The organism is Marinobacter salexigens (assembly GCF_018860765.1).
In the GTDB taxonomy this organism is placed as follows: Bacteria; Pseudomonadota; Gammaproteobacteria; order Pseudomonadales; family Oleiphilaceae; genus Marinobacter; species Marinobacter salexigens_A.
Genome location: NZ_JAHKPV010000001.1, coordinates 689,884 through 708,183 on the forward strand (window position 1 = coordinate 689,884; position 18,300 = coordinate 708,183).

At 48.5% G+C, this 18,300-nt stretch carries 31 protein-coding genes; 24 read left to right on the forward strand and 7 right to left on the reverse strand.

Translation table 11 applies throughout. The annotated features are described in order from the left end of the window. Positions 1-18 precede the first annotated feature (18 nt). Positions 19-1,077: a ribonucleotide-diphosphate reductase subunit beta gene (locus tag KO508_RS03060; RefSeq protein ID WP_216006844.1), complete on the forward strand. Its 1,059-nt coding sequence runs from the start codon at positions 19-21 to the stop codon at positions 1,075-1,077. Positions 1,078-1,099: 22 nt separating this feature from the next. On the opposite strand, the gene KO508_RS03065 is transcribed toward KO508_RS03060, so the two are convergent. Further along, positions 1,100-2,086 (reverse strand): integron integrase, encoded by a 987-nt coding sequence (locus tag KO508_RS03065; RefSeq protein ID WP_216006845.1) that lies wholly within the window; start codon positions 2,084-2,086, stop codon positions 1,100-1,102. Positions 2,087-2,450: 364 nt separating this feature from the next. On the opposite strand from KO508_RS03065, the gene KO508_RS03070 reads away from it, so the two are divergent. The 14 genes from KO508_RS03070 (at position 2,451) to KO508_RS03135 (ending at position 9,106) form a co-directional block, all read left to right on the forward strand. Further along, a complete protein-coding gene (locus tag KO508_RS03070; RefSeq protein WP_200367901.1) occupies positions 2,451-2,840 on the forward strand; it encodes a hypothetical protein in 390 nt (129 codons plus the stop codon). Between the two features lie 78 nt (positions 2,841-2,918). Further along, positions 2,919-3,314, forward strand: coding sequence for a VOC family protein (locus KO508_RS03075; protein ID WP_216006846.1), 396 nt, complete (start codon positions 2,919-2,921; stop codon positions 3,312-3,314). Between the two features lie 119 nt (positions 3,315-3,433). Next, positions 3,434-3,712: a type II toxin-antitoxin system RelE/ParE family toxin gene (locus KO508_RS03080; protein ID WP_216006847.1), complete on the forward strand. Its 279-nt coding sequence runs from the start codon at positions 3,434-3,436 to the stop codon at positions 3,710-3,712. 10 nt (positions 3,713-3,722) lie between these two features. After that, positions 3,723-4,010, forward strand: a complete 288-nt coding sequence (locus KO508_RS03085) for a HigA family addiction module antitoxin (protein ID WP_102587158.1) — start codon at positions 3,723-3,725, stop codon at positions 4,008-4,010. Positions 4,011-4,105: 95 nt separating this feature from the next. Then, the gene (locus KO508_RS03090; RefSeq protein ID WP_113813901.1) at positions 4,106-4,432 is read left to right on the forward strand and encodes a hypothetical protein; all 327 of its coding nucleotides are present in this window, start codon (positions 4,106-4,108) and stop codon (positions 4,430-4,432) included. Between the two features lie 112 nt (positions 4,433-4,544). Beyond that, positions 4,545-4,952, forward strand: a complete 408-nt coding sequence (locus tag KO508_RS03095) for a VOC family protein (protein ID WP_216006848.1) — start codon at positions 4,545-4,547, stop codon at positions 4,950-4,952. A 116-nt stretch (positions 4,953-5,068) separates the two neighbouring features. Continuing rightward, a complete protein-coding gene (locus tag KO508_RS03100; RefSeq protein WP_216006849.1) occupies positions 5,069-5,344 on the forward strand; it encodes a hypothetical protein in 276 nt (91 codons plus the stop codon). Between the two features lie 122 nt (positions 5,345-5,466). Next, positions 5,467-5,898 carry a DUF4259 domain-containing protein gene (locus KO508_RS03105; protein ID WP_216006850.1) on the forward strand — a complete coding sequence of 144 codons (432 nt, stop codon included), beginning with the start codon at positions 5,467-5,469 and terminating at the stop codon, positions 5,896-5,898. A 103-nt stretch (positions 5,899-6,001) separates the two neighbouring features. After that, on the forward strand, positions 6,002-6,517 hold the full coding sequence (locus KO508_RS03110; RefSeq protein WP_216006851.1) for a hypothetical protein: 516 nt from the start codon (positions 6,002-6,004) through the stop codon (positions 6,515-6,517). A gap of 99 nt (positions 6,518-6,616) precedes the next feature. Continuing rightward, positions 6,617-7,219, forward strand: a complete 603-nt coding sequence (locus KO508_RS03115; RefSeq protein ID WP_216006852.1) for a hypothetical protein — start codon at positions 6,617-6,619, stop codon at positions 7,217-7,219. 362 nt (positions 7,220-7,581) lie between these two features. Beyond that, positions 7,582-7,887 (forward strand): hypothetical protein, encoded by a 306-nt coding sequence (locus KO508_RS18795; RefSeq protein ID WP_252737791.1) that lies wholly within the window; start codon positions 7,582-7,584, stop codon positions 7,885-7,887. A 138-nt stretch (positions 7,888-8,025) separates the two neighbouring features. Beyond that, positions 8,026-8,304: a type II toxin-antitoxin system RelE/ParE family toxin gene (locus tag KO508_RS03125; RefSeq protein WP_216006853.1), complete on the forward strand. Its 279-nt coding sequence runs from the start codon at positions 8,026-8,028 to the stop codon at positions 8,302-8,304. Then, positions 8,304-8,597, forward strand: a complete 294-nt coding sequence (locus tag KO508_RS03130; protein WP_012137899.1) for a HigA family addiction module antitoxin — start codon at positions 8,304-8,306, stop codon at positions 8,595-8,597. Before KO508_RS03125 ends, KO508_RS03130 begins: the two co-directional genes overlap by 1 nt. A gap of 83 nt (positions 8,598-8,680) precedes the next feature. Further along, positions 8,681-9,106, forward strand: a complete 426-nt coding sequence (locus tag KO508_RS03135) for an N-acetyltransferase (RefSeq protein ID WP_216006854.1) — start codon at positions 8,681-8,683, stop codon at positions 9,104-9,106. Between the two features lie 28 nt (positions 9,107-9,134). On the opposite strand, the gene KO508_RS03140 is transcribed toward KO508_RS03135, so the two are convergent. Continuing rightward, positions 9,135-10,007, reverse strand: a complete 873-nt coding sequence (locus tag KO508_RS03140) for an IS110 family transposase (protein ID WP_216007318.1) — start codon at positions 10,005-10,007, stop codon at positions 9,135-9,137. Then, complete coding sequence (locus KO508_RS03145) at positions 9,943-10,089, reverse strand: hypothetical protein (RefSeq protein WP_216006855.1); 147 nt, start codon at positions 10,087-10,089, stop codon at positions 9,943-9,945. Before KO508_RS03145 ends, KO508_RS03140 begins: the two co-directional genes overlap by 65 nt. 456 nt (positions 10,090-10,545) lie before the next feature. Here KO508_RS03145 and KO508_RS03150 point away from each other — a divergent pair, with 456 nt between their 5' ends. The 4 genes from KO508_RS03150 to KO508_RS03165 all read left to right on the forward strand — a co-directional run bounded on the left by KO508_RS03150 (position 10,546) and on the right by KO508_RS03165 (position 12,826). Further along, complete coding sequence (locus KO508_RS03150; RefSeq protein WP_216006856.1) at positions 10,546-11,532, forward strand: alpha/beta hydrolase family protein; 987 nt, start codon at positions 10,546-10,548, stop codon at positions 11,530-11,532. 135 nt (positions 11,533-11,667) lie between these two features. Continuing rightward, positions 11,668-12,204, forward strand: coding sequence for a hypothetical protein (locus tag KO508_RS03155; protein ID WP_216006857.1), 537 nt, complete (start codon positions 11,668-11,670; stop codon positions 12,202-12,204). A 132-nt stretch (positions 12,205-12,336) separates the two neighbouring features. Further along, positions 12,337-12,591 carry a type II toxin-antitoxin system RelE/ParE family toxin gene (locus KO508_RS03160; RefSeq protein WP_216007319.1) on the forward strand — a complete coding sequence of 85 codons (255 nt, stop codon included), beginning with the start codon at positions 12,337-12,339 and terminating at the stop codon, positions 12,589-12,591. Positions 12,592-12,601: 10 nt separating this feature from the next. Further along, entirely contained in the window at positions 12,602-12,826 is a 225-nt protein-coding gene (locus KO508_RS03165) for a HigA family addiction module antitoxin (RefSeq protein WP_216006858.1), read from the forward strand. Between the two features lie 64 nt (positions 12,827-12,890). Here the strand turns inward: KO508_RS03165 and KO508_RS03170 are convergent, their stop codons facing one another. Beyond that, positions 12,891-13,073 carry a CcdB family protein gene (locus KO508_RS03170; RefSeq protein ID WP_216006859.1) on the reverse strand — a complete coding sequence of 61 codons (183 nt, stop codon included), beginning with the start codon at positions 13,071-13,073 and terminating at the stop codon, positions 12,891-12,893. Further along, on the reverse strand, positions 13,004-13,213 hold the full coding sequence (locus tag KO508_RS03175; RefSeq protein WP_216006860.1) for a type II toxin-antitoxin system CcdA family antitoxin: 210 nt from the start codon (positions 13,211-13,213) through the stop codon (positions 13,004-13,006). Before KO508_RS03175 ends, KO508_RS03170 begins: the two co-directional genes overlap by 70 nt. A 196-nt stretch (positions 13,214-13,409) precedes the next feature. Between KO508_RS03175 and KO508_RS03180 the strand changes: the two genes are divergently transcribed. The 3 genes from KO508_RS03180 to KO508_RS03190 all read left to right on the forward strand — a co-directional run bounded on the left by KO508_RS03180 (position 13,410) and on the right by KO508_RS03190 (position 15,003). Continuing rightward, entirely contained in the window at positions 13,410-14,264 is an 855-nt protein-coding gene (locus KO508_RS03180; RefSeq protein WP_216006861.1) for a DMT family transporter, read from the forward strand. A gap of 85 nt (positions 14,265-14,349) precedes the next feature. Continuing rightward, positions 14,350-14,751: a GFA family protein gene (locus KO508_RS03185; RefSeq protein ID WP_216006862.1), complete on the forward strand. Its 402-nt coding sequence runs from the start codon at positions 14,350-14,352 to the stop codon at positions 14,749-14,751. A gap of 72 nt (positions 14,752-14,823) precedes the next feature. Further along, a complete protein-coding gene (locus tag KO508_RS03190; protein ID WP_216006863.1) occupies positions 14,824-15,003 on the forward strand; it encodes a hypothetical protein in 180 nt (59 codons plus the stop codon). Here KO508_RS03190 and KO508_RS03195 read toward each other — a convergent pair. Next, entirely contained in the window at positions 15,000-15,554 is a 555-nt protein-coding gene (locus tag KO508_RS03195; protein WP_216006864.1) for a shikimate kinase, read from the reverse strand. The two genes, KO508_RS03190 and KO508_RS03195, sit on opposite strands and share 4 nt — an antisense overlap. A gap of 293 nt (positions 15,555-15,847) precedes the next feature. Between KO508_RS03195 and KO508_RS03200 the strand changes: the two genes are divergently transcribed. Both KO508_RS03200 and KO508_RS03205 read left to right on the forward strand, forming a co-directional pair. Continuing rightward, complete coding sequence (locus KO508_RS03200; protein ID WP_216006865.1) at positions 15,848-16,765, forward strand: sensor domain-containing diguanylate cyclase; 918 nt, start codon at positions 15,848-15,850, stop codon at positions 16,763-16,765. Positions 16,766-16,864: 99 nt separating this feature from the next. Next, positions 16,865-17,776 (forward strand): lysophospholipid acyltransferase family protein, encoded by a 912-nt coding sequence (locus KO508_RS03205; RefSeq protein WP_216006866.1) that lies wholly within the window; start codon positions 16,865-16,867, stop codon positions 17,774-17,776. A gap of 64 nt (positions 17,777-17,840) precedes the next feature. On the opposite strand, the gene KO508_RS03210 is transcribed toward KO508_RS03205, so the two are convergent. Beyond that, positions 17,841-18,296: an MgtC/SapB family protein gene (locus KO508_RS03210; protein ID WP_216006867.1), complete on the reverse strand. Its 456-nt coding sequence runs from the start codon at positions 18,294-18,296 to the stop codon at positions 17,841-17,843. Positions 18,297-18,300 lie beyond the last annotated feature (4 nt).

Sequence of the window (18,300 nt, forward strand, 5' to 3'; positions counted from 1 at the left end):
ACCAAGAGGACACCACCCATGCTGAACTGGGACGACGAAACCAAACCAAAAACCCAGCCCGCTGCAGACAGCAGCGTGGCCCCGGTGAACGTAGACGACAAGCGCGTAATCAACGGCGAAACCGACGTAAACCAGTTGGCCCCCTTCAAATACCCCTGGGCTTGGGAGTTCTTCATGAACGCCAACAAAAACCACTGGACCCCGTTGGACGTGAACATGGCGCAGGACGTTCACGACTACCACCATCGCCTGAGCCCGGCGGAAAAGCACGTGTTCGAAAACGTGGTGGCCTACCTCACCACCTCCGACATACTGGCCATGCGCAACATTGGTCTGGCGGTGATGGAGAAGATGACTGCGCCTGAGCTACAGATATATCAGGCACGCCAAGTGTACGAAGAGGCGCTGCACACCTGGACCTACCAGCACTGCATTGAAACCTTGAACCTAGACCAAAGCGAAATTTACAACCGCTACCGCGTGGTGCCGCAAATAAACGCCAAAATCCAGATGGCAAACCGCCGCCTGGACGCCGCCATGCGCTCCGACCTGAACCTGCGGAACAAAGACGACCTGCAAGAATTCATCATGTCGTACCTGTTCTTTGCAGCGGTGTTTGAAGGTTGCTGGTTCTACAACGGCTTCAGCCCCATCTTCGCCTTGCAGCGCCGTGGCCTGATGCGCGGCACGGGCGAGCAGTTCCAATACATACTGCGCGACGAAGCCATGCACTTCGCCTTCGGCCTGAAAGTGGTGAACCAGATACTGGAAGAAGAAAACATCAGCTTCGATCCCAAAGCCGTGCGTGAAATGTGGGAAGAATCCGAAGCCGCCGAGCACGACTACGCCAACTACATCCTGCGGGACCCCATCCTTGGCTACTCCGCGGAATACCACACCGAACAATTCCGTTTCATAGCCAACCGAAGAGCCCGCACCGTAGGGCTGGAAGAACCGTTCCCGGGTGCGAAAAACGTATCACCCTGGCTGGAAGAACAAGCCACCATGCGTAAAGAAAAGAACTTCTTTGAAACGCGGGTGATTGAGTACCAGACAGGGGCGCAGTTGGAGTGGTGAGGCTGCACCGCATCTAGGGAATTCAAAAGCCTTCGTCCACCGGGCTGCGAACACCAAAACCACCTTTGCGAATTACATGGGTGTAGATTTCTGTCGTGCGCAGGTCTGAATGGCCGAGGAGCTTCTGGATGGTGCGAAGATCATAGCCGGCCTCCAGCAGACGCGTGGCAAAACTGTGGCGAAAGGTATGACTGCCCGCGAGCTTGCGGATCCCGGCAGCCTGAATAGCGAGACGAAAGTGCTTTTGAACCGTTCGGTCCATTAGATGATGTCGCCTGCTAATGCCCGAACGAGGGTCCTTCGAAAGCATCTGTGCCGGAAAGATGTATTGCCAACCAGGCTCCTGACTGGCATTCGGATATTTGCGTGCGAGGCTCGCCGGAAGATAAACAGAGCCAGATCCTTTCAAAAGATCCGCCTGATGCATGTGCAGAGCGGATTCGATCTGTTGTTTTAACGGTTCGATGAGGCGATCCGGTAGCAGGGTGATTCGATCTTTAGCGCCTTTACCGCTACGAACAATCAACTGCTGCATATCAAAATCAACGTCTTTAACTCTCAGTCGCAGAGCTTCGTTAATACGCAGCCCGGAGCCGTAGAGGAGCATGGCAACAAGCTTGTAATCTCCGCTCAGATTACGAATAACAGACCTAGCTTCCTCCGCACTGAATACCGTTGGAAGTTTGACCGGTTTTCTGGAGTGCTTGAAATCCAGATCATCCAGAGGTTGGCCCAGAAATTCTCGATAGAGAAATACCAATGCATTCAGAGCGACTCTCTGGGTAGAGGCGCTTACGTTTGCCTGCAAAACCAGATGAGACAGAAATGCTTCGACTTCCGCAGAGCCCATAACTGCAGGATGCTGGCGACCATGGAAGCGGATAAAGCGTTTGATCCAGAACAGGTAGGTTTTCTCTGTTTTATACGCCATGCCTCGAAAACGTATAAAAGCCCGAACCTTATCCAAAAAACGGGTTGGCTGTGCTGGTATTGGGGTAGGGATATCCATATCCTCTCATCCTTTAATGCTGTTTTTATATACAGTATACGGATCGCGATCGAAGTCAAGAGGTTGCTAATTGGTGGAGTTATACGAACGCGTTCGCAAAAATCCAGAACTCTCCAGAGAAAAGAAGGTAACTATCTGATAGGGTTTGAAAGTTGGTGCAGGAAGGGTGGAGTTATGCGCCCATGGTGGGGGCGGGAGTGGCTCTAAAGAGGGCGTATAACTCCGGCGGTAGCCGTGGTAATTGGTGCTCAAAAGTTTGTTTTTATTCAGAACATTTTTTTATTTTGAGTGTGTTTGAATGGAGTTTTACGAATGAGTGATATACGAACTCGTTCGTATAATTAGCTGTTAAGTTGCAAAAATTATGAATCAGTTCGATGGACCAAGCTGGCGAATCAATTTGTTGCCCGAGTGGGTAGGAGAGCATGAAGAAGATTGCTCTCTCGTTTTTCACCCGGAAGGCGTAGGGGCGCTCCAGATCAGTAGCTATTCCAAAGAAGGAACTGTCACGGAAGCTGACTTAAGAGGGTTGGCGGAAGAGCACATAGAGGCCGGAGCTAAATTAACTGAAGCTGACGCAGGCGACTTCAAGGGCTTCACTTTAGCATTTGGTTCGGACAATGAATTTTGGCAATTCTGGTATGTTGCCAACGGGCCAACTGCTCTATTCATCACATACAACTGCCAAGCAGCGGATCGCGACGCTGAAATTGAGTCGATCAAGAGCATGATCTCGGACTTGGCTGCAACTTAACCAGTAGGTGAAGCCGACCGGTACTGCGCTGCGCTCCGTCCCGGCGGCTTACCATGGCGTTAAGCACAAGGAAGGCTCATGCACGCAAACATAGCCCGCTACGGAATAATTCTGAACACGGAAAATTTCGAGGAGTGCGTGGCGTTCTATCGAGACCTCTTTGGATTGCGTCAGCTATTCGAGAAAAAGGAGGGTGACTTCAAGCTCACCTGTCTCGAGTACGGGAATGGCTATTTGATGGTCGAGCAAGGAGGCAAGGCGAAGAACGGCGTTAAGTCACCGACAGAGGGTAGCTTCAAACTGCGCTTTAATGTCGAGGATTTGGAGGAGGCCCTGGCGGAAATAAGGGCATGGGGTATCCAAGCTGAAATCCAGGAAAGTTCTTGGGGCCGGACTATCAACATCAGCGACCCCGATGGCAACCGGGTAGGTGTCAGAGATGAAGCTGGCTTCGTCCGCCAGATCAATGCTTAACAAGTCAATTAAGTTCGTTCCCGGCCTGGCGGCCGTCCACCGGACGCCCTAGACGGGCGCCGCTTATCATTGGCGTTATGTGTTTTGACACCTGATACGTTGCAGGGTACGCTCAAGGAATGATTCGAAGCTTCAAACACAAGGGCTTGGCAAAATTCTTCAAGTCCGGCAGCACTGCAGGGATTCAGGCCGCTCATGAAAAGAGGCTTCGGCTAATTCTCGGTAGATTGAATGCAGCATCGAATGCCAAAGATATGGACTTACCCGGTCTTCGTTTGCACGAGCTCTCTGGCAATCGTGCAAGAATCTGGTCAGTGACCGTCAGCGGTAACTGGCGAGTGACCTTCCGATTCGAAGACGGAGATGCCGAGATTGTAAACTACGAAGATTATCACTGAGGTACCGCCAATGTTAATGCACAACCCTCCGCACCCGGGTGAAGTACTGCGAGAGCTTTGTATTGAGCCCCTCGGCCTCTCTGTCACGGCGGCGGCAGAGGCATTGGGCGTTAGCCGCAAAACGCTGAGTGCCGTGTTGAATGGCAAGGCCGGCATCAGTCCAGAAATGGCGATCCGGCTCTCTATCGCTTTCGATACCTCGGCAGAAAGCTGGCTGAATCAGCAGTCCCAATACGAACTCTGGCATGCTGAACAACACCGCAAAGAGCTGAACGTGAAGAAGCTTGTTGCAGCCTGAAGCAGCACATAACCAGGCCATGCACCGGATGCCAAAACCTCCGCTTCGCTGCGGTTCTGTCACCGGTGATGGCGGGCGTTATGTGGGTATAGCCAATGCCGCTATCTGATTTGACAGAAGCTGAGTTGAAAATCGTTCAGCAATGTTTGGATGCCGCCGCTGACGGTAAATTCTTCGAGGATTGGGAATTTCACACCCTTTTCGGTGTTGATCGTGAAATTGTTCGTCAGGTAGCAAAACAGTTCCCCTTCGTTGATGAGTTTGATGAAAGCGAGGGTGGTAATGACGACTCTTGGTTGGTAATCAACAATACCTTTGCCAACCTCATTTTCTATCCGCATCGCAAAGATGCAGAGCTTGCCCAGTGGGTTACAGCTTCAAAGGGCCAAGTGGAGGAGGTTTTCAGAAAATGGCGGGGGTGAGTTCACATAACCAGTGCAGGCACGGCGACGCCTACTACATTGCGCCTTCGGCTGCATTTCGTAGGCGCGCATGCTGCAAGCGTTATGTGTACCCATCAGATTGGAGGAGCAGATGAAATCCATCACGACTTCGCTCATGTTTGTCGGAGAGCAGGCCGGGAAAGCCGAGGAGGCAATCAGGTTCTATACCTCTTTATTTCCTGGTTCAAAGATCACCGATATTCAGCGCTACGGAGCCGGTGAGCATGAACCAGAAGGTTCTATCAAAATGGCTCGGTTCAGGATAAACGGAACCGAGTTTTTGGCGCTGGACAGTCACCTTGATCACCAATTTAATTTTACACCCTCCATGTCATTGTATGTTGAGTGTGAGTCCTCAAGCGAAATTGAGGAGGCTTTTCGGGCCTTAGCCGACGGTGGCTCGGAGCTGATGCCTTTGGATAACTATGGCTTTAGCCAGAAATTTGGGTGGCTGAAGGATAGGTACGGCGTGTCTTGGCAGCTCAACCTATCGGATTAACGTGGCGACAGAGTCAACACATAACCAGGCGCAGCACTACGCAGCCTCCGGCTGCCGGACGCTCGCAAGCTCGCGCCGGTGTGCGCGGCGTTATACACAAGGAATGTTCATAGATCATGGCAAGGAATCGCGGCCAAGATGGGCCAATTGAAATAAGGTTGATCAGCCTTTTTGCCTCGCTGTTTTTCTCTGTCCCAACGGCAGCATTCGTTTGGCTCTGGGTCAATTTGGAGTTGGCCGTTTACTGGGATGGTTTTCTGAGCAGTCGTTACCTCATTTTCTCTATCTTGGGTTTTGCTGTGCTGGCGTTGCTGCTCCCGAGACTTTTCCCGTCTATTCTTGGGGGTGTCTGGCGCGGTATAGCCAAGGTTTGGCATTGGTGGGGGTGGTAGCCTTATGTATAACCAATCGTTCAAGTTCGCTACCGGCCTGGCGGCCGTCCGCCGGACGCCTACTACGCTGCGCTCCGTAGGCGCCGCTTAACATTCAGCGTTAAATCAAGAAAGGTATATTCATGGGTGCTTGGGGGATTGGCAATTTCGAGAACGATGATGCGGTCGATTGGACGCATGACATCTCTGGTTCAAAAGGGGTCAAGGTACTGCTTTCCCCACTAAAAGATGTTGTAAATGAAACTGGTTATTTAGAATCCCCCTATTGCTGTCAAGCGCTTGTCTCTGCTGAAATTATCAACAAGGCTTTGTCCAAAGACAGATCGGAACTCCCCGAAGAAATTCAAAATTGGTTAGAAAGGAAAAAGGGGCTCTTTGGCAAACTGCCAGTGTTAGAACCGGTGCACGCCTCGTTAGCTGCTCAGGCCGTCAAAAAGATAATGGGAGACTCAGAGCTAAAAGAGTTGTGGCAAGAGACCGGTGAATATGACCAATGGCTCTCAGAACAGCAGCGCTTACTGGTAGCCTTAGAGAGATTTAACCAGTCGCTGTAGTACGCGGCCGATGGCCGCCGGACGCCCTTTACATTGCGGCTTCGCCTCCATTACAAGGGCGCCGCTAAGCTCAGCGTTAAAGCTCATTCGAAATCGAGACCACTTGCCTGTAATGACGAGAAAAAGATCAAAAGATCCTGTAACGGCAGCTACTACAAGCTTTTTGTGGCCGTACCTGAAAAGCCAAGGTTTTGTGAAATCAACTACACGAAACTTTTCGAAAGAGGTTAATGGTTTCTTTCAGCAAGTATGGATAGATGCGAATGGATTTTCGGGAAAGGAATCAGTTCGAGTGCACTACAATGTAATGCCAGTTGCTGAAGCCAATGTGGCTTCATACAGTGTCGGTGATGGTATAGATAGTTGGGATATGTCGACGCATGAACTAGCTGACGAATCTATGCAAGATGTAGTCGTTTTACTCGGATCAGAGTTACTTCCGAAGATGGATTCTTTCTCGAACTATGAATCTTATATAACCCAGTTCAATGATTATGGATCGGGAAATGACGAGTACAAGCAAAGTACTCTCTCCAAGATGTCTCGCTGGAAAACCAGTGATTTCAATGCTGAGGAGCTAGAAAAAATAGATGCAAATAGAAAGAAGCTTAGGCTTTAACAAAGCAATCAACCGGACTCCGCATTGCGTGGTTCGCTTCGCTCACTTTACCACGCAATGCTCCGCTCGGTTATTGCGGCGTTATATAGGATTAATTACATGAAGTTGCGATATGACTCCTTGGACTACTTTAAAACACCTGAAGAGTTAATCTTTCGTCTTAGGCTATGGACTGATCCTGACTTTAAGAAAGCGCCTATATTGATGGCTTCACAGGCACATGGTTGGAATGGTGTCTCAGTTGTTAATGCGTCGGAAGATATATACGGATATTTTATGTCACAGAATATCCTTGGCTCTATTCAGGCTGAGGACCAAGACGTAATAAGGAAATTAACAGGTTTCGATCTGTTAGGGGTTCTATCTAGGTTGCAGCAAAATTTCTCCAATGGTTTGTATAATTCTGGCGCAGTACACGATGAGCTTTCAGCACTAATGTGGTTGGGCCCTAAAGTCGGACCATGCTTAAACGAAGCGAAAACCCATATTGTTGGATATTACAGCGAATCCGAAGGCCTGTCGCAAGCTTTTGAGAATATGCTGTTTATTGAACACTACCCTCCTCAGGGAGGCTTAATTCAGGATTGGCTCACGAAAGAAAAGTTCTTTGTCATCAGCTACAAAGCGGGACATAGAGATCAGCAGTGTATCGTGATGAGCCACCAAGCGATGGATCGTGAATACGGCATCAAAAATATATAACAAGGCCAAGCACGGCGACGCCTACTACATTGCGGCTTCGCCTCCATTTCGTAGCCGCGCATGTTGGCTGGCGTTAAGTGTGAGGGAGTATGAGCGAAGAATTTACTAGGCCTCGGTATCTCGAGGTTTCAAACCATTTCTTCCACGATGCCCGGGATTTTTACATCCGGTATAAGCATTGTATGGAGAGCGATGGCCCTCTGTTTTATACGCCTCGTTCGATGCGGGCCAAATCCTTCATTGATTTGCGGATGGGTATGGAGTCAGTCCTGAAATCCTTGATCTGTTACTTTGAGAACGAGGACAGGAAAGGCAAGAGACTCCTAAATTGGATACAGAAGTACGGTCATGACATTGGGAAAATGATGAGGAAGGTTCGCCCTCATCTGCCAGAGAACATCGTTACCGAGTACGAAGGCGATATCCTCAAAATGGATGGCTTACCAGTTGGGCTACGCTATAGATTGGATACTTGGGACTTCCGTGGAAACAGAGAAGAATATTACTACGATACGATAGGCAGTGATTACTGGTTAAACAGGAACCTAGAGGCACTTTCAAAACTCATTGATTTCGCGAATGAAAACCTAAAGCCCCACAGTCGAGTAGTCGGGTCTTCTGAGTTATTGGCCGAAATGATGGAGCCAAGGTACGAGAAATACACTTAACCAATAGTTGCAGTTCGTTCCGGGCCTAATGGCCCTACACCGGACAGCCTTGTCGCCGCTTCGCTCTGCCAAGGCTGCCGCTGAACAACGGCGTTAAGCTCTATTGTTGCATGGTGCGCAACATGCTATAATTCCCTCATGATTAAATCATTCCGTCACAAAGGACTGAAACGGTTCTACTCGACCGGCAGCACGTCCGGCATACAGCCAGATCACGCCAAGAAACTGCGCATGCAGCTGGCTGCTCTGGATACTGCCACTTCGGTGGAAGACATCGACATCCCTGGTTTTCGGCTTCATCCATTGAAGGGCAAAGACAAAGGCCGGTGGTCGATTAGGGTTAACGGAAATTGTCGCATGACGTTCGAATTTCAGGACGGCAACGCCTACATTCTTGATTATGAGGATTATCACTAATGACTATGCATAATCCGCCGCATCCTGGTGAATTCATTCGTGAGGTGTATCTGGAGCCTTTCGGTATCAGCTCTCGTCAGCTTGCTTCCAGTCTGGGCGTTTCACCTTCTACTTTGTCTCGGCTGCTCAAAGGGGATAGTGGCATTAGCCCTGAAATGTCATTACGGCTGTCCAAGGTTCTCGGTCGTACTCCTGAGAGCTGGTTGGCAATGCAAGATATGTATGATCTGTGGGTGGCTCGCGGCACAGTCAATCTGGAGGGTATTCATCGGCTGGACTTCGAAGCAGCTTAACCAGTGGCTGTTGTCGGACGCGCCTGCGCTGGCGCTCCGGCACGCCGCAAAGCCGGGCGTTACGAGTACTAGGGAGCAACCAATTGATTCGCGATTATCGGGAAGCCGATATTGATCAAATCTTGGCAATCTGGCTATCAGCATCGATTAAAGCCCATGACTTCATCGAATCTGTTTTTTGGAATTCGAAGATTAGCGAGATGCGTGATGTATACATCCCCGCATCGGAGACGCTGGTATATGAAGCCGAGGTAGACGTTGTTGGGTTCTATAGCCTATATGAGAACAATCTTGCTGCGATCTTTGTGACGCCAGACTCACAGGGCAAGGGAGTGGGCTCAGCCCTAATTAATGATGCTAAGAGTAGGCGAAAGAGCTTGCAGCTAACTGTTTATAAAGAAAATATACCGAGCATCGAGTTCTATCAGAAACACGGATTCACTTTACTTGAAGAGCAAATCGATGAGCACACGGGGCATCCTGAGCTCATCATGGAGTATCACTCGTAACAAGTGACTGTGGTGTCAATCCCATATATTAAGCCATATTTTCACGCCACGGTTCTTGGTTTTTAACCATGGTATTGAGCACCACAATCATCTTTCGCATGCAGGCGATCAGAGCGACCTTGGGAATCTTCCCTTGAGCTTTCAGATGCTCGTAGAAGCGTTTAAAAACGGGATTGCACTGTATAGATGAGAGCATGGCCATGAACATCACCGTGCGCACTCTGTGACGTCCTCCCCGTATCCTTCGTTTGCCATTGAGCTTGCCACTATCCCGGTTGATGGGAGCCACGCCGACCAGTGCGGCAATCTCTTTTCGGTTGAGCGATCCGAGTTCTGGAAGTTCGCTGAGCAAGGTGTAGGTGAGCACTTTGCCAACGCCTGGGACACTGGTCAGAATTTCCGATTTGATACGCCAGTGATCAACCTTGGTAACCTCCTGCTCGATCTGCTTGGTGATGGTTTCAATCTGACTCTGAAGCATTTTGAGCAAACTTTTGATGGAACGATGAAGTGCTTTTGGAAGGATTTGAAGGCGATTTTTTTCCATAGTGGATATTTCCAGAAGTTGGCTTCGCCGGGTTAATAAGTCTTTAATTTTCTGAGATGTTTTATCCGGAATCGGTTTGAATTCGGGCTTTAACGTAGCCGCATATTTGGCGATGACCTGTGCATCGATCCGATCGGTTTTGGCAAGCACACCGATGGCTTGGGCGTACCGTCTAACGCTGGTGGGATTAACGAAAATGATCGGAAGACCGGCCTGATCGCAGGCCTGAACCAGAGCATGTTCATAGCGCCCGGTTGCCTCCACCACGATGCGTTCGATGGAATAGCCTTTAAGGATTTGGACGAATCGCCGGATGTGCAGCTTCGCTGTTGGGAATCGAATAAAGCTCTCCAGAGGGGTGAAGAGCTATATCAAGATTGGCCTTACCAACGTCAACACCGATATTGACTGGAATTTGGATTTTTGAGTTGTTCATAATAAGCTGACTCTGCCTTGCTATACGGGCTCGAGGCCCCGATGACTGTTCGAGTTATCGCTTTAGAGTCATGCAGCGCTACGCACTTGTTATCGGTCTCTCGAAAGGGGAGCCGGCGCATTATCGAGCTGCTGCACGAAGGCCCCCAGTTGCAGCAGGGGGTGGGTCTCAACTTTACCCACACACGGCAGAAATTATCCATACAAGCGCATGTTGTTCGCCCTGGACTTCCCCCACTATACGCTTCGCTTCAAGCGGCAAATTATGGCGGAGTTGAGGCTGTAGAAAAAGGTCGGAGGTTTCTCCTGAGCGAGAACTGATCAATAATTAAGCTAAAAATAGGACCTATTCTTAAAATCTGGAACAGTTGGCATCGGAAATACACCCAGATTTTACGTAGGAGCATCATCGCAAAAAGGCTCTAGGGTTTTTCTACAGCTTCGTTAGGAACTTGAAATGAAAATCCGACTTATACCCATGATATTTCTATTTTTAACGTTTAGTACACACTCTGATTCAAGAGGCTTTGAGTCGCTGGTACTTGATAGGCCTGATGGGTCTAAAATAAATTATTATCTCCTCAAAGCATCATATGAATCACCGAGTGATGTTTTGTTGCTTGTTCTTCAGGGGTCTGGTTGTAACAGTGTTTTGAAAATTGAATCTATATTTAGTGACTATAGATATGTATGGCCAGAAGCAGATCTACTTCTAATTGAAAAATACGGTATTGACAAAGCTCTTACTTATAGCTCGGATCCAGAGCGAGAGGATTGCCCAATACAATATCTTCAAAAGGATAGTCCCAATCAACGCCTTATAGATATAGAGAAAGTTCTCAATGATGTGCGAAAAAACCGTGCATATAGTGAAGTTATCGTAATGGGTGGTAGCGAAGGCGCAGTTATTGCCAATTTATTTGCGTCGGGCACTGACGATGTGGATGCAACCATTTCTTTTAATGGAGGCGGTCGCCGATTCATCGACGACGTTTTTCACAATATCGCTTCAGCGCATGAAGGCAATGAAGAGGAAAATGAAAGCATAAATGGTTTTAAAGGGTTTTCTGAGCATATTCTTAATAGTGAGCCATTTGATCTCCAAGTAAGTGGGCATGGCTATACTTGGTGGCGTCAGATGTTGTCAGTTGATCAGTACGATGTTTTACGTAGAGTGAATTCACCTTTGCTTATAGTCCAGGGCGGCATTGATTTATCAGTTTCACCAGAGAAAGTTAATGAGATGGTGGCGGCGCTGAAAGAGTCAGGGAAGGAAAATATCGGGTATCTTGTTTACGAGAATCTTGACCATGGGTTTAATAATAGTAAAGGCCAAAGCGAGCGCAAAAGAGTAGTGTCCGATTTAAATAAATGGTTAAAGAAAACTCTACACAGAAACCCTAACAAGCGAATGCAGCCGACCGCTGACGTGTCGGCTGATTGAAACGCTATGAATTTTGGCTTTGAATCTAAGTGGTGTTATTTTTTTAGGTAAATTGGATTACCCAAGTAGCAGGCTTTAAACTATATAATGTATTACACCTATCACTACTTCATTAAATCACATACAGGATCAACAATGAAACAGATAATTCTAATAGTTCTAGTGGTGCTATCGTTTAATGCCTCAGCAGAAGTATCTAATTATAAATACAATTCACTAGTGGATGAATACAGAGAACTTGCCAAAAAACACAGCGATTTTATCGATAAATACAACGATCTTGTTGATAAATATAATGAGCTTATTTTTAATAATATAATGTCTGAAATAACGAAGATTCAACTAAATGAAGAGATTTTTGATGTTATAGCTGTAGGCGATAGAGCTTTGCATGGGTATGGCAACCGATGCATATTAGGTTCTACCGTATACACCGCTGACGGGAAGGAATATACAATATCATTTAATTTTGATGATGGGATTGGCTGGTCAAAACCATCTAAATTTCGTGACAGTATAAAAATTAACGGAACCAGCCCCGGTGTCATAGTCATAGCTCGCCCTGAGGATAAAGTAAAAGAACTTCAAAGGTTATTCATAGAAGACTATAACTTAAGAGAAGAGCTGGCAAAGATGTTTAAAAAATTGCACGAAGAGTGCTATACCAGCTAGCACAAAAAATTATATATTTATATTGATAGGCATTGTAGTGGCACAATGAATTTGAGGATAAATGGGATTCGATTAAATTATGACTGGAAATAGCATAACAATCACATGTACTCGGACATTACCACTGGCGTTATGCCTTTCTCCAGATCCATCCGTCAGATAATAATGCTTGACGTTAATTTCGAGCGAGTTGCTTTGAGGAAAGTTCGGCAACTCCAAGCTGCAAGCCAGTTGGATGATTTGAAAGTACCGCCCGGAAATATGTTGGAACCATTGCATGGTGACCATCAAGGTCAGCACAGCATTCGAATCAACAAACAGTTCCGGGTTTGCTTCCGCTGGACCAAGGTTGGCGCGGAAGATGTTGAAATTGTTGATTACCATTAGGAGGTGGCTCATGCGCAACATTGATGCTGTCACGCCAGGCGAGTTGCTCAAAGAAGATTTTCTGGAGCCGATGGGTATTTCTCAATACCGCCTGGCCAAAGAAATTGGGGTGGCGGCTCAGAGAATAGGCCAGATCATCGCGGGAAAACGTTCGATTACCGCAGATGCCCTTGAGGATCAGCTGAAGAATATTCGTCCTTGGACTGCTGTATCCGAAATCGGGCATAGGGCATAAAGCGGCTGCACAACGACCGATTTTCCGCCGCTTAGCGGCTCCAAACCTGCGCGTGAGCCGGGCGTTAAATGCCAGTGATTGCGAGATCCAGTGCTTCAACAATCTGGTCCCTGAAATGCGATAGGGAGCCAATTGGATTCTTCAGCTGTTTTTCAGGCACTGAAGAAATTTGAGGTGTCAGCAACAGCCGTGCTGTTCGACGAACTCGTTGTAGCTTTTGATTGCTGTCCGGTTTTCCTCTACCCATTGGTCAGCCTTGCGCTTTGCTAATTCTTCTTTCAATGCTCGCTCAAGGGTCGCAGACAGGTTAATGTTCAGAGCGCGTGTCTTTTTCAGCAAGTCGCTGTTAACCGACAAATTTGCGGCTGTGTTGTATAGATCGGCCATGGTAGCCGCCAGTTTCAGTAACACACTTAGTAATAGGGTATGCGCATATCGATAACTTGACTTGGATTGTCATCGGTGGATTTCTCATGAGCGCCATCGCCTTGGTGGGCAGTGTCTCCGCTTCGCTGCGTTAAAGTCACCGGTGCGTTTCGGCGTTAGAGGCTCTAGATTAAAGGTGCTCATAGGAAAACGTTTAATGTCGAATGTCCGTATCATTGTTCTTACATTGTTAGCCATGGTTGCATTTGCAGGTAATTCATTGCTCTGCCGGGCTGCGCTCAGGGATACCAGCATCGACGCGGCCAGTTTTACGACTATTCGATTGCTTTCCGGTGCTGTGGTGCTTTGGCTAATCGTACGAATGAGGCACAGCTCACCTGCCGGTGCTGGCAACTGGCCGTCTGCTTTTGCGTTGTTTGTTTATGCCGCCGGCTTTTCTTTTGCCTATACAGGTTTGTCTGCAGCAACCGGTGCACTGATACTCTTTGGCGCCGTCCAAGCGACCATGATCGGCTATGGTGTTTGGGTTGGGGAACGGTTGCATAAACCGCAACTCATTGGTCTTTGCCTCGCTTTCGGAGGGCTAATTGGTCTTATGCTGCCGGGGCTCTCTGCACCGCCACTAAATGGCTCCGTGTTGATGTTGGTTTCCGGCATTGCATGGGGCATCTACTCCTTGCGCGGTAAGGGAGGAGGAGATCCGACCAAAGTTACAACGGGGAATTTTCTACGCGCTGTTCCGATCACACTAGCAATGAGCATATTCATGTTGAGCGGTGCGTCGCTCGATACGGATGGGTTCTGGTATGCAGTTTCGTCGGGGGCACTGGCGTCCGGGGTGGGTTACGCCATTTGGTACACGGCCGTACCTGAGTTGAAGGCCACTAACGCTGCGACAATTCAACTGAGCGTTCCGATTATTGCGGCTTTGGGTGGCGTTATTATTTTGGGTGAACCGGTAACCCTACGTTTGGTATTGGCGTCCGTAGCTATTCTTGGTGGAATCGCGTTGGTTATTATGAAGAAGCAGAATGCGAACAGCGCCCGATAAATAAGAACAGAGTAGAGACAGCTTTTGCTCGGGATGCGACCAAGCTGCTGATATTGTAAGGGTGTGTTTGTTGCGAGGGGTTCTGATGACTGATTATTGCGGTTCTTGTCTGTGTGGCACCGTTAGCTTTGAGATAAAAGGTGGCTTCGATAGCTTTTACCTGTGCCATTGTCAGCATTGCCAAAAAGATACGGGTTCAGCCCACGCGGCAAATCTATTTTCACAGTCAGCGAAGTTGGTTTGGCTGTCGGGTGCAGAAGCGGTGACGTCCTATACTCTCCCAAATACTCGCCATACCAAGAGCTTTTGTAGGTTGTGTGGCTCAGCACTGCCAAATAGTCAGAACGGAGGTTTGCTCGTTGTACCTGCTGGGTGTTTGGACACCGACATCGCTATGGCGCCAACAGCGCATATCTTTTCATCCAGCAAAGCAGTTTGGGATGATAGGTTGGGGGAGGTGCCAGAGTTCGAGTGGCTGCCAGATTGAGCGAGAGTAGCCCCTTGCGGACTCCATCGGAGGCCCTAGTCAGGTGAATCCACAAATTTTGAGGAATAGGATATGAGTTTAAGGCTTATCGGCACCATTGGGACGTTTCTTTTAGTTTTTCTGGGGCTAATGTACAAGGTTGGCGACTTTAACACGGAAGAGTTCTTCGTTTTTCTTGGCTTGGCGTCCATAGCGGGCTTAATCGCTTGGTTTAAGCTTTTCAAGCCAGGCCCTCAACGGGACGGCAGCTAAGGGCGGGTACTCGGCCCTAAAAAGCCAAGGTTCCGATTTGCATTAGTAGTGGCGGCCTTGAGGATTTCTTCACACATCTGATTTTGGTTTTTGTGTTCGCCATTTACGACCACATCGGCGAATCGGGTATATAGCCCATGGCGTTCGGTAAACAAGTCTTCCAGTGTCTGCTCTGGGCGTTTGGATATGCCTCTTAGGCTGAAGTCGCCAATACGCTGTCGCACCGTTGTGAGAGAAATATCCAAGAATACGATGATGCTGTTTTGCTTAAGGTGCCGCATTGCTCGGTCGCTATATACAGCACTGCCGCCGGTTGCAATCACGTGGCCTGTTACGTCTAAATTGCACAGAACTTGTTCTTCAATTCGGCGCAAAGCCTCATAACCCTCACCATCAACAATAGATTGTAAGGTTTGGCCTGAGTGGGATTGAATTAACAAATCTGTATCTACGAATGCCAAAGCAGCAGCTTTGGCCAATAGAACACCCAGAGTGCTTTTGCCTGATCCGGGCATACCGATCAACACAACATTATTTAGCGATGAAGACATAGCTAAAGCTCACCTACACGTGGACTAACGGCCAGAGGTTAACCGAGGGCCTCTCGACGATACCACTGCTTTCTTTTCCTTTGCAGTTAAAAGCGGTTTCTTTTTCGTGCCCTTTTTCTTATCTTGTCCTTTACTCGTCATATCTACCTCAATAATCAATACACTGCCATCAGCAGCAGGCTGCCCTGCAGTATTAATCAGTATGGCCCTGTTGATGAACAAAGGAAGGGTTTGTCGTTCTTTGTGATTGCTGTAGGGATTGCGTGTAATCTGGCTATCCAGAGAGGCTCTCAATGAACACTCTTACGATTAATATTGAGCAGATGGCCGCTGTGTTGGACACACTGCCAGACCCCGTTTTTATTTTGTCACGCAGCGGCAAATATGTGGCCGTGTATGGTGGTCGCGATGAACGCTATTATCATAGCGGCAGCGGGCTTGTCGGTCTGTATATTGCCGATGTGGTCAAGGCTGAGAAAGCAGACTGGTTTCTTGAGCAGATCGATTGCGCACTCAAAACCGGTAAACTTGTGATCAAAGAGTACGAGTTGAGCAGCAGGGATGTTAAAGGCGTGCCTGATGATAATGGGCCTGTGGCTCCCATTTGGTTTGAGGCCCGTATTCAGGCACTTGATTTCCTGATTGACGATGAAGCCGCGGTGCTTTGGGTTGCAAGTAATATATCTGAGCGACACGATCTAGAAATCAAACTGCGTGAGTTCAGCGATACAGATCAGCTTACAGGGCTTTTCAACCGTAGGAGGCTTGAACGTGATCTGGCTCTTTATTATGAGACGTTTGAGCGCTATTCCTTGCCCACTTCCATTTTGATGCTTGATCTGGACCACCTGAAGACGGTTAATGACACGCTTGGCCATCATGCGGGCGACGAAATGATCCGTGAGGTTGCAGACGTTTTCCGAACAGAACTCCGGAAAACGGACACCGCTAGTCGCTTTGGCGGCGATGAATTTGTTATTGTCCTGCCGAATACAGAACAGAAGCAGGCTGTGCAGTTTGCTGAACGGCTTTGCGAGTGTGTTCGGCGAAAGCTTCAGCGTTTCTCTGCCAATGGTGTTGCTGTGACTGTCAGCCTTGGGGTGACTGTGACAATGCCTGAAGACCGTAGTTTTGAAGCCACCCTGAAACGAGCGGATAAGGCGTTGTACGAAGCTAAAAAACGGGGGAGAAATCAGGTCGTTGCAGTTTGATAATGAATTCATCTACCAATTCATAGTCTCACCTATTTTGTACGTAGAAACTATGTCAGGCTCACAGCCCAAATTTATAGACAAGGACGTTTGGCCAGAATGACTAAAAAGAAGAACTCATCCCTTTGGCACCCACGTTTGTGGCCATCATGGGCAATTGTATTTTTACTATATCTTCTTTCTTTTTTACCCATGTCATCCAAGCAGCGGCTAGGTGCTCGATTAGGCCGTTTTTTGAGTCGCAAGCTCAAATCCCGTGCGCGAGTGGCTGATCGAAACCTCGAACTCTGCTTTCCTGAGCTAGATAAAGAAGCACGCAAAAAGCTTGTGCAAGACAACTTTATTGCCTGCACCCGCGGGTTTCTGGAAAGCGCTCATGCTTGGTGGCGTGATATATCGCCCTATTGTGAGGCGGCCGAGGTGCAGGGGTTGGAGCATCTTCGAGAAGCTCAAAGCAGAGGTAAAGGTGTGCTTTTAATCGGCGGCCATTACAGTATTTTTGACTTCGCGTTACCGCTGGTTGCCTGCCACTTGAAAAAACCCGGATATGTTTATCGGCCCAATAACAATCCGGTTATTGACCGAATGATTGAAAACGGCCGCCGCCGCCACTTTGGTATCCGGCCGTTTACTAAGCGCGAGTTACGGCCAATGGTGACTTTTTTGAAGAAAGGGGGCGAAGTTTGGTTTGCCTGCGATCAGGATTTCGGTGGTAAAACGGAACTGTTCGTGCCGTTTTTTGGTGTGGAAGCAGGCTGCATTACTTCTCCAAGTTACATTGCTAAAGTCTCTGGCGCGTCGGTTATTTGTGTGAGCCACCTACGGATGCCAGATGGTGGTTACCGAGTTATTTTCTCTCCGATACAGGCTGGCTTTGGGGCGGATAAAGTTAAGGATACCGAGGTTTGGAACCGGTATATTGAAGACGCGATTCGCGAGCAGCCTGATCAGTATTTATGGCTGCACAAGCGCTTTAAATCTCGCCCCGAAGGAGGATGCAAAGTCTACTGAGCAGGTGGGCTTTCCCTGTGCGGGAAAGGTGAAGGGTTAACTAAGCAACCCTGCCAAGTGGGTTTCAGTCGCCATTGATGACTTCATGCTGAAAGCGGCCGAGCACCGACATAATGATTAGGGCCATTAGGGTCACCATGCCAGCGAGGGCAAAGATTCCCAGACCACAGGCCACGCCAATGGCGCCTGCCATCCAGATCGATGCCCCGGTGGTAATACCCTGTATGTTACCGCGACTCTGGATAATACTACCCGCCCCAAGAAACCCGATCCCGCCTATAACCCCTTCCACAATACGGGTTGGATCAATACTCGCTGAGGGATCGCCTTCTGCTGTGGCAAACAGAATGTGCATCCCCATGATGATAAAAGCAGAAGCCCCGAGCGAGACAAGCATGTGAGAACGCAAGCCCGCAGCCTTACCCCTAAATTCTCTCTCCAGACCTAAAACAAGAGCTAGGCCAGCTGCTGCAAGAAGCCGGATGAACATATCCAGCACAGGGATTTCTGTATCGAACATGGCG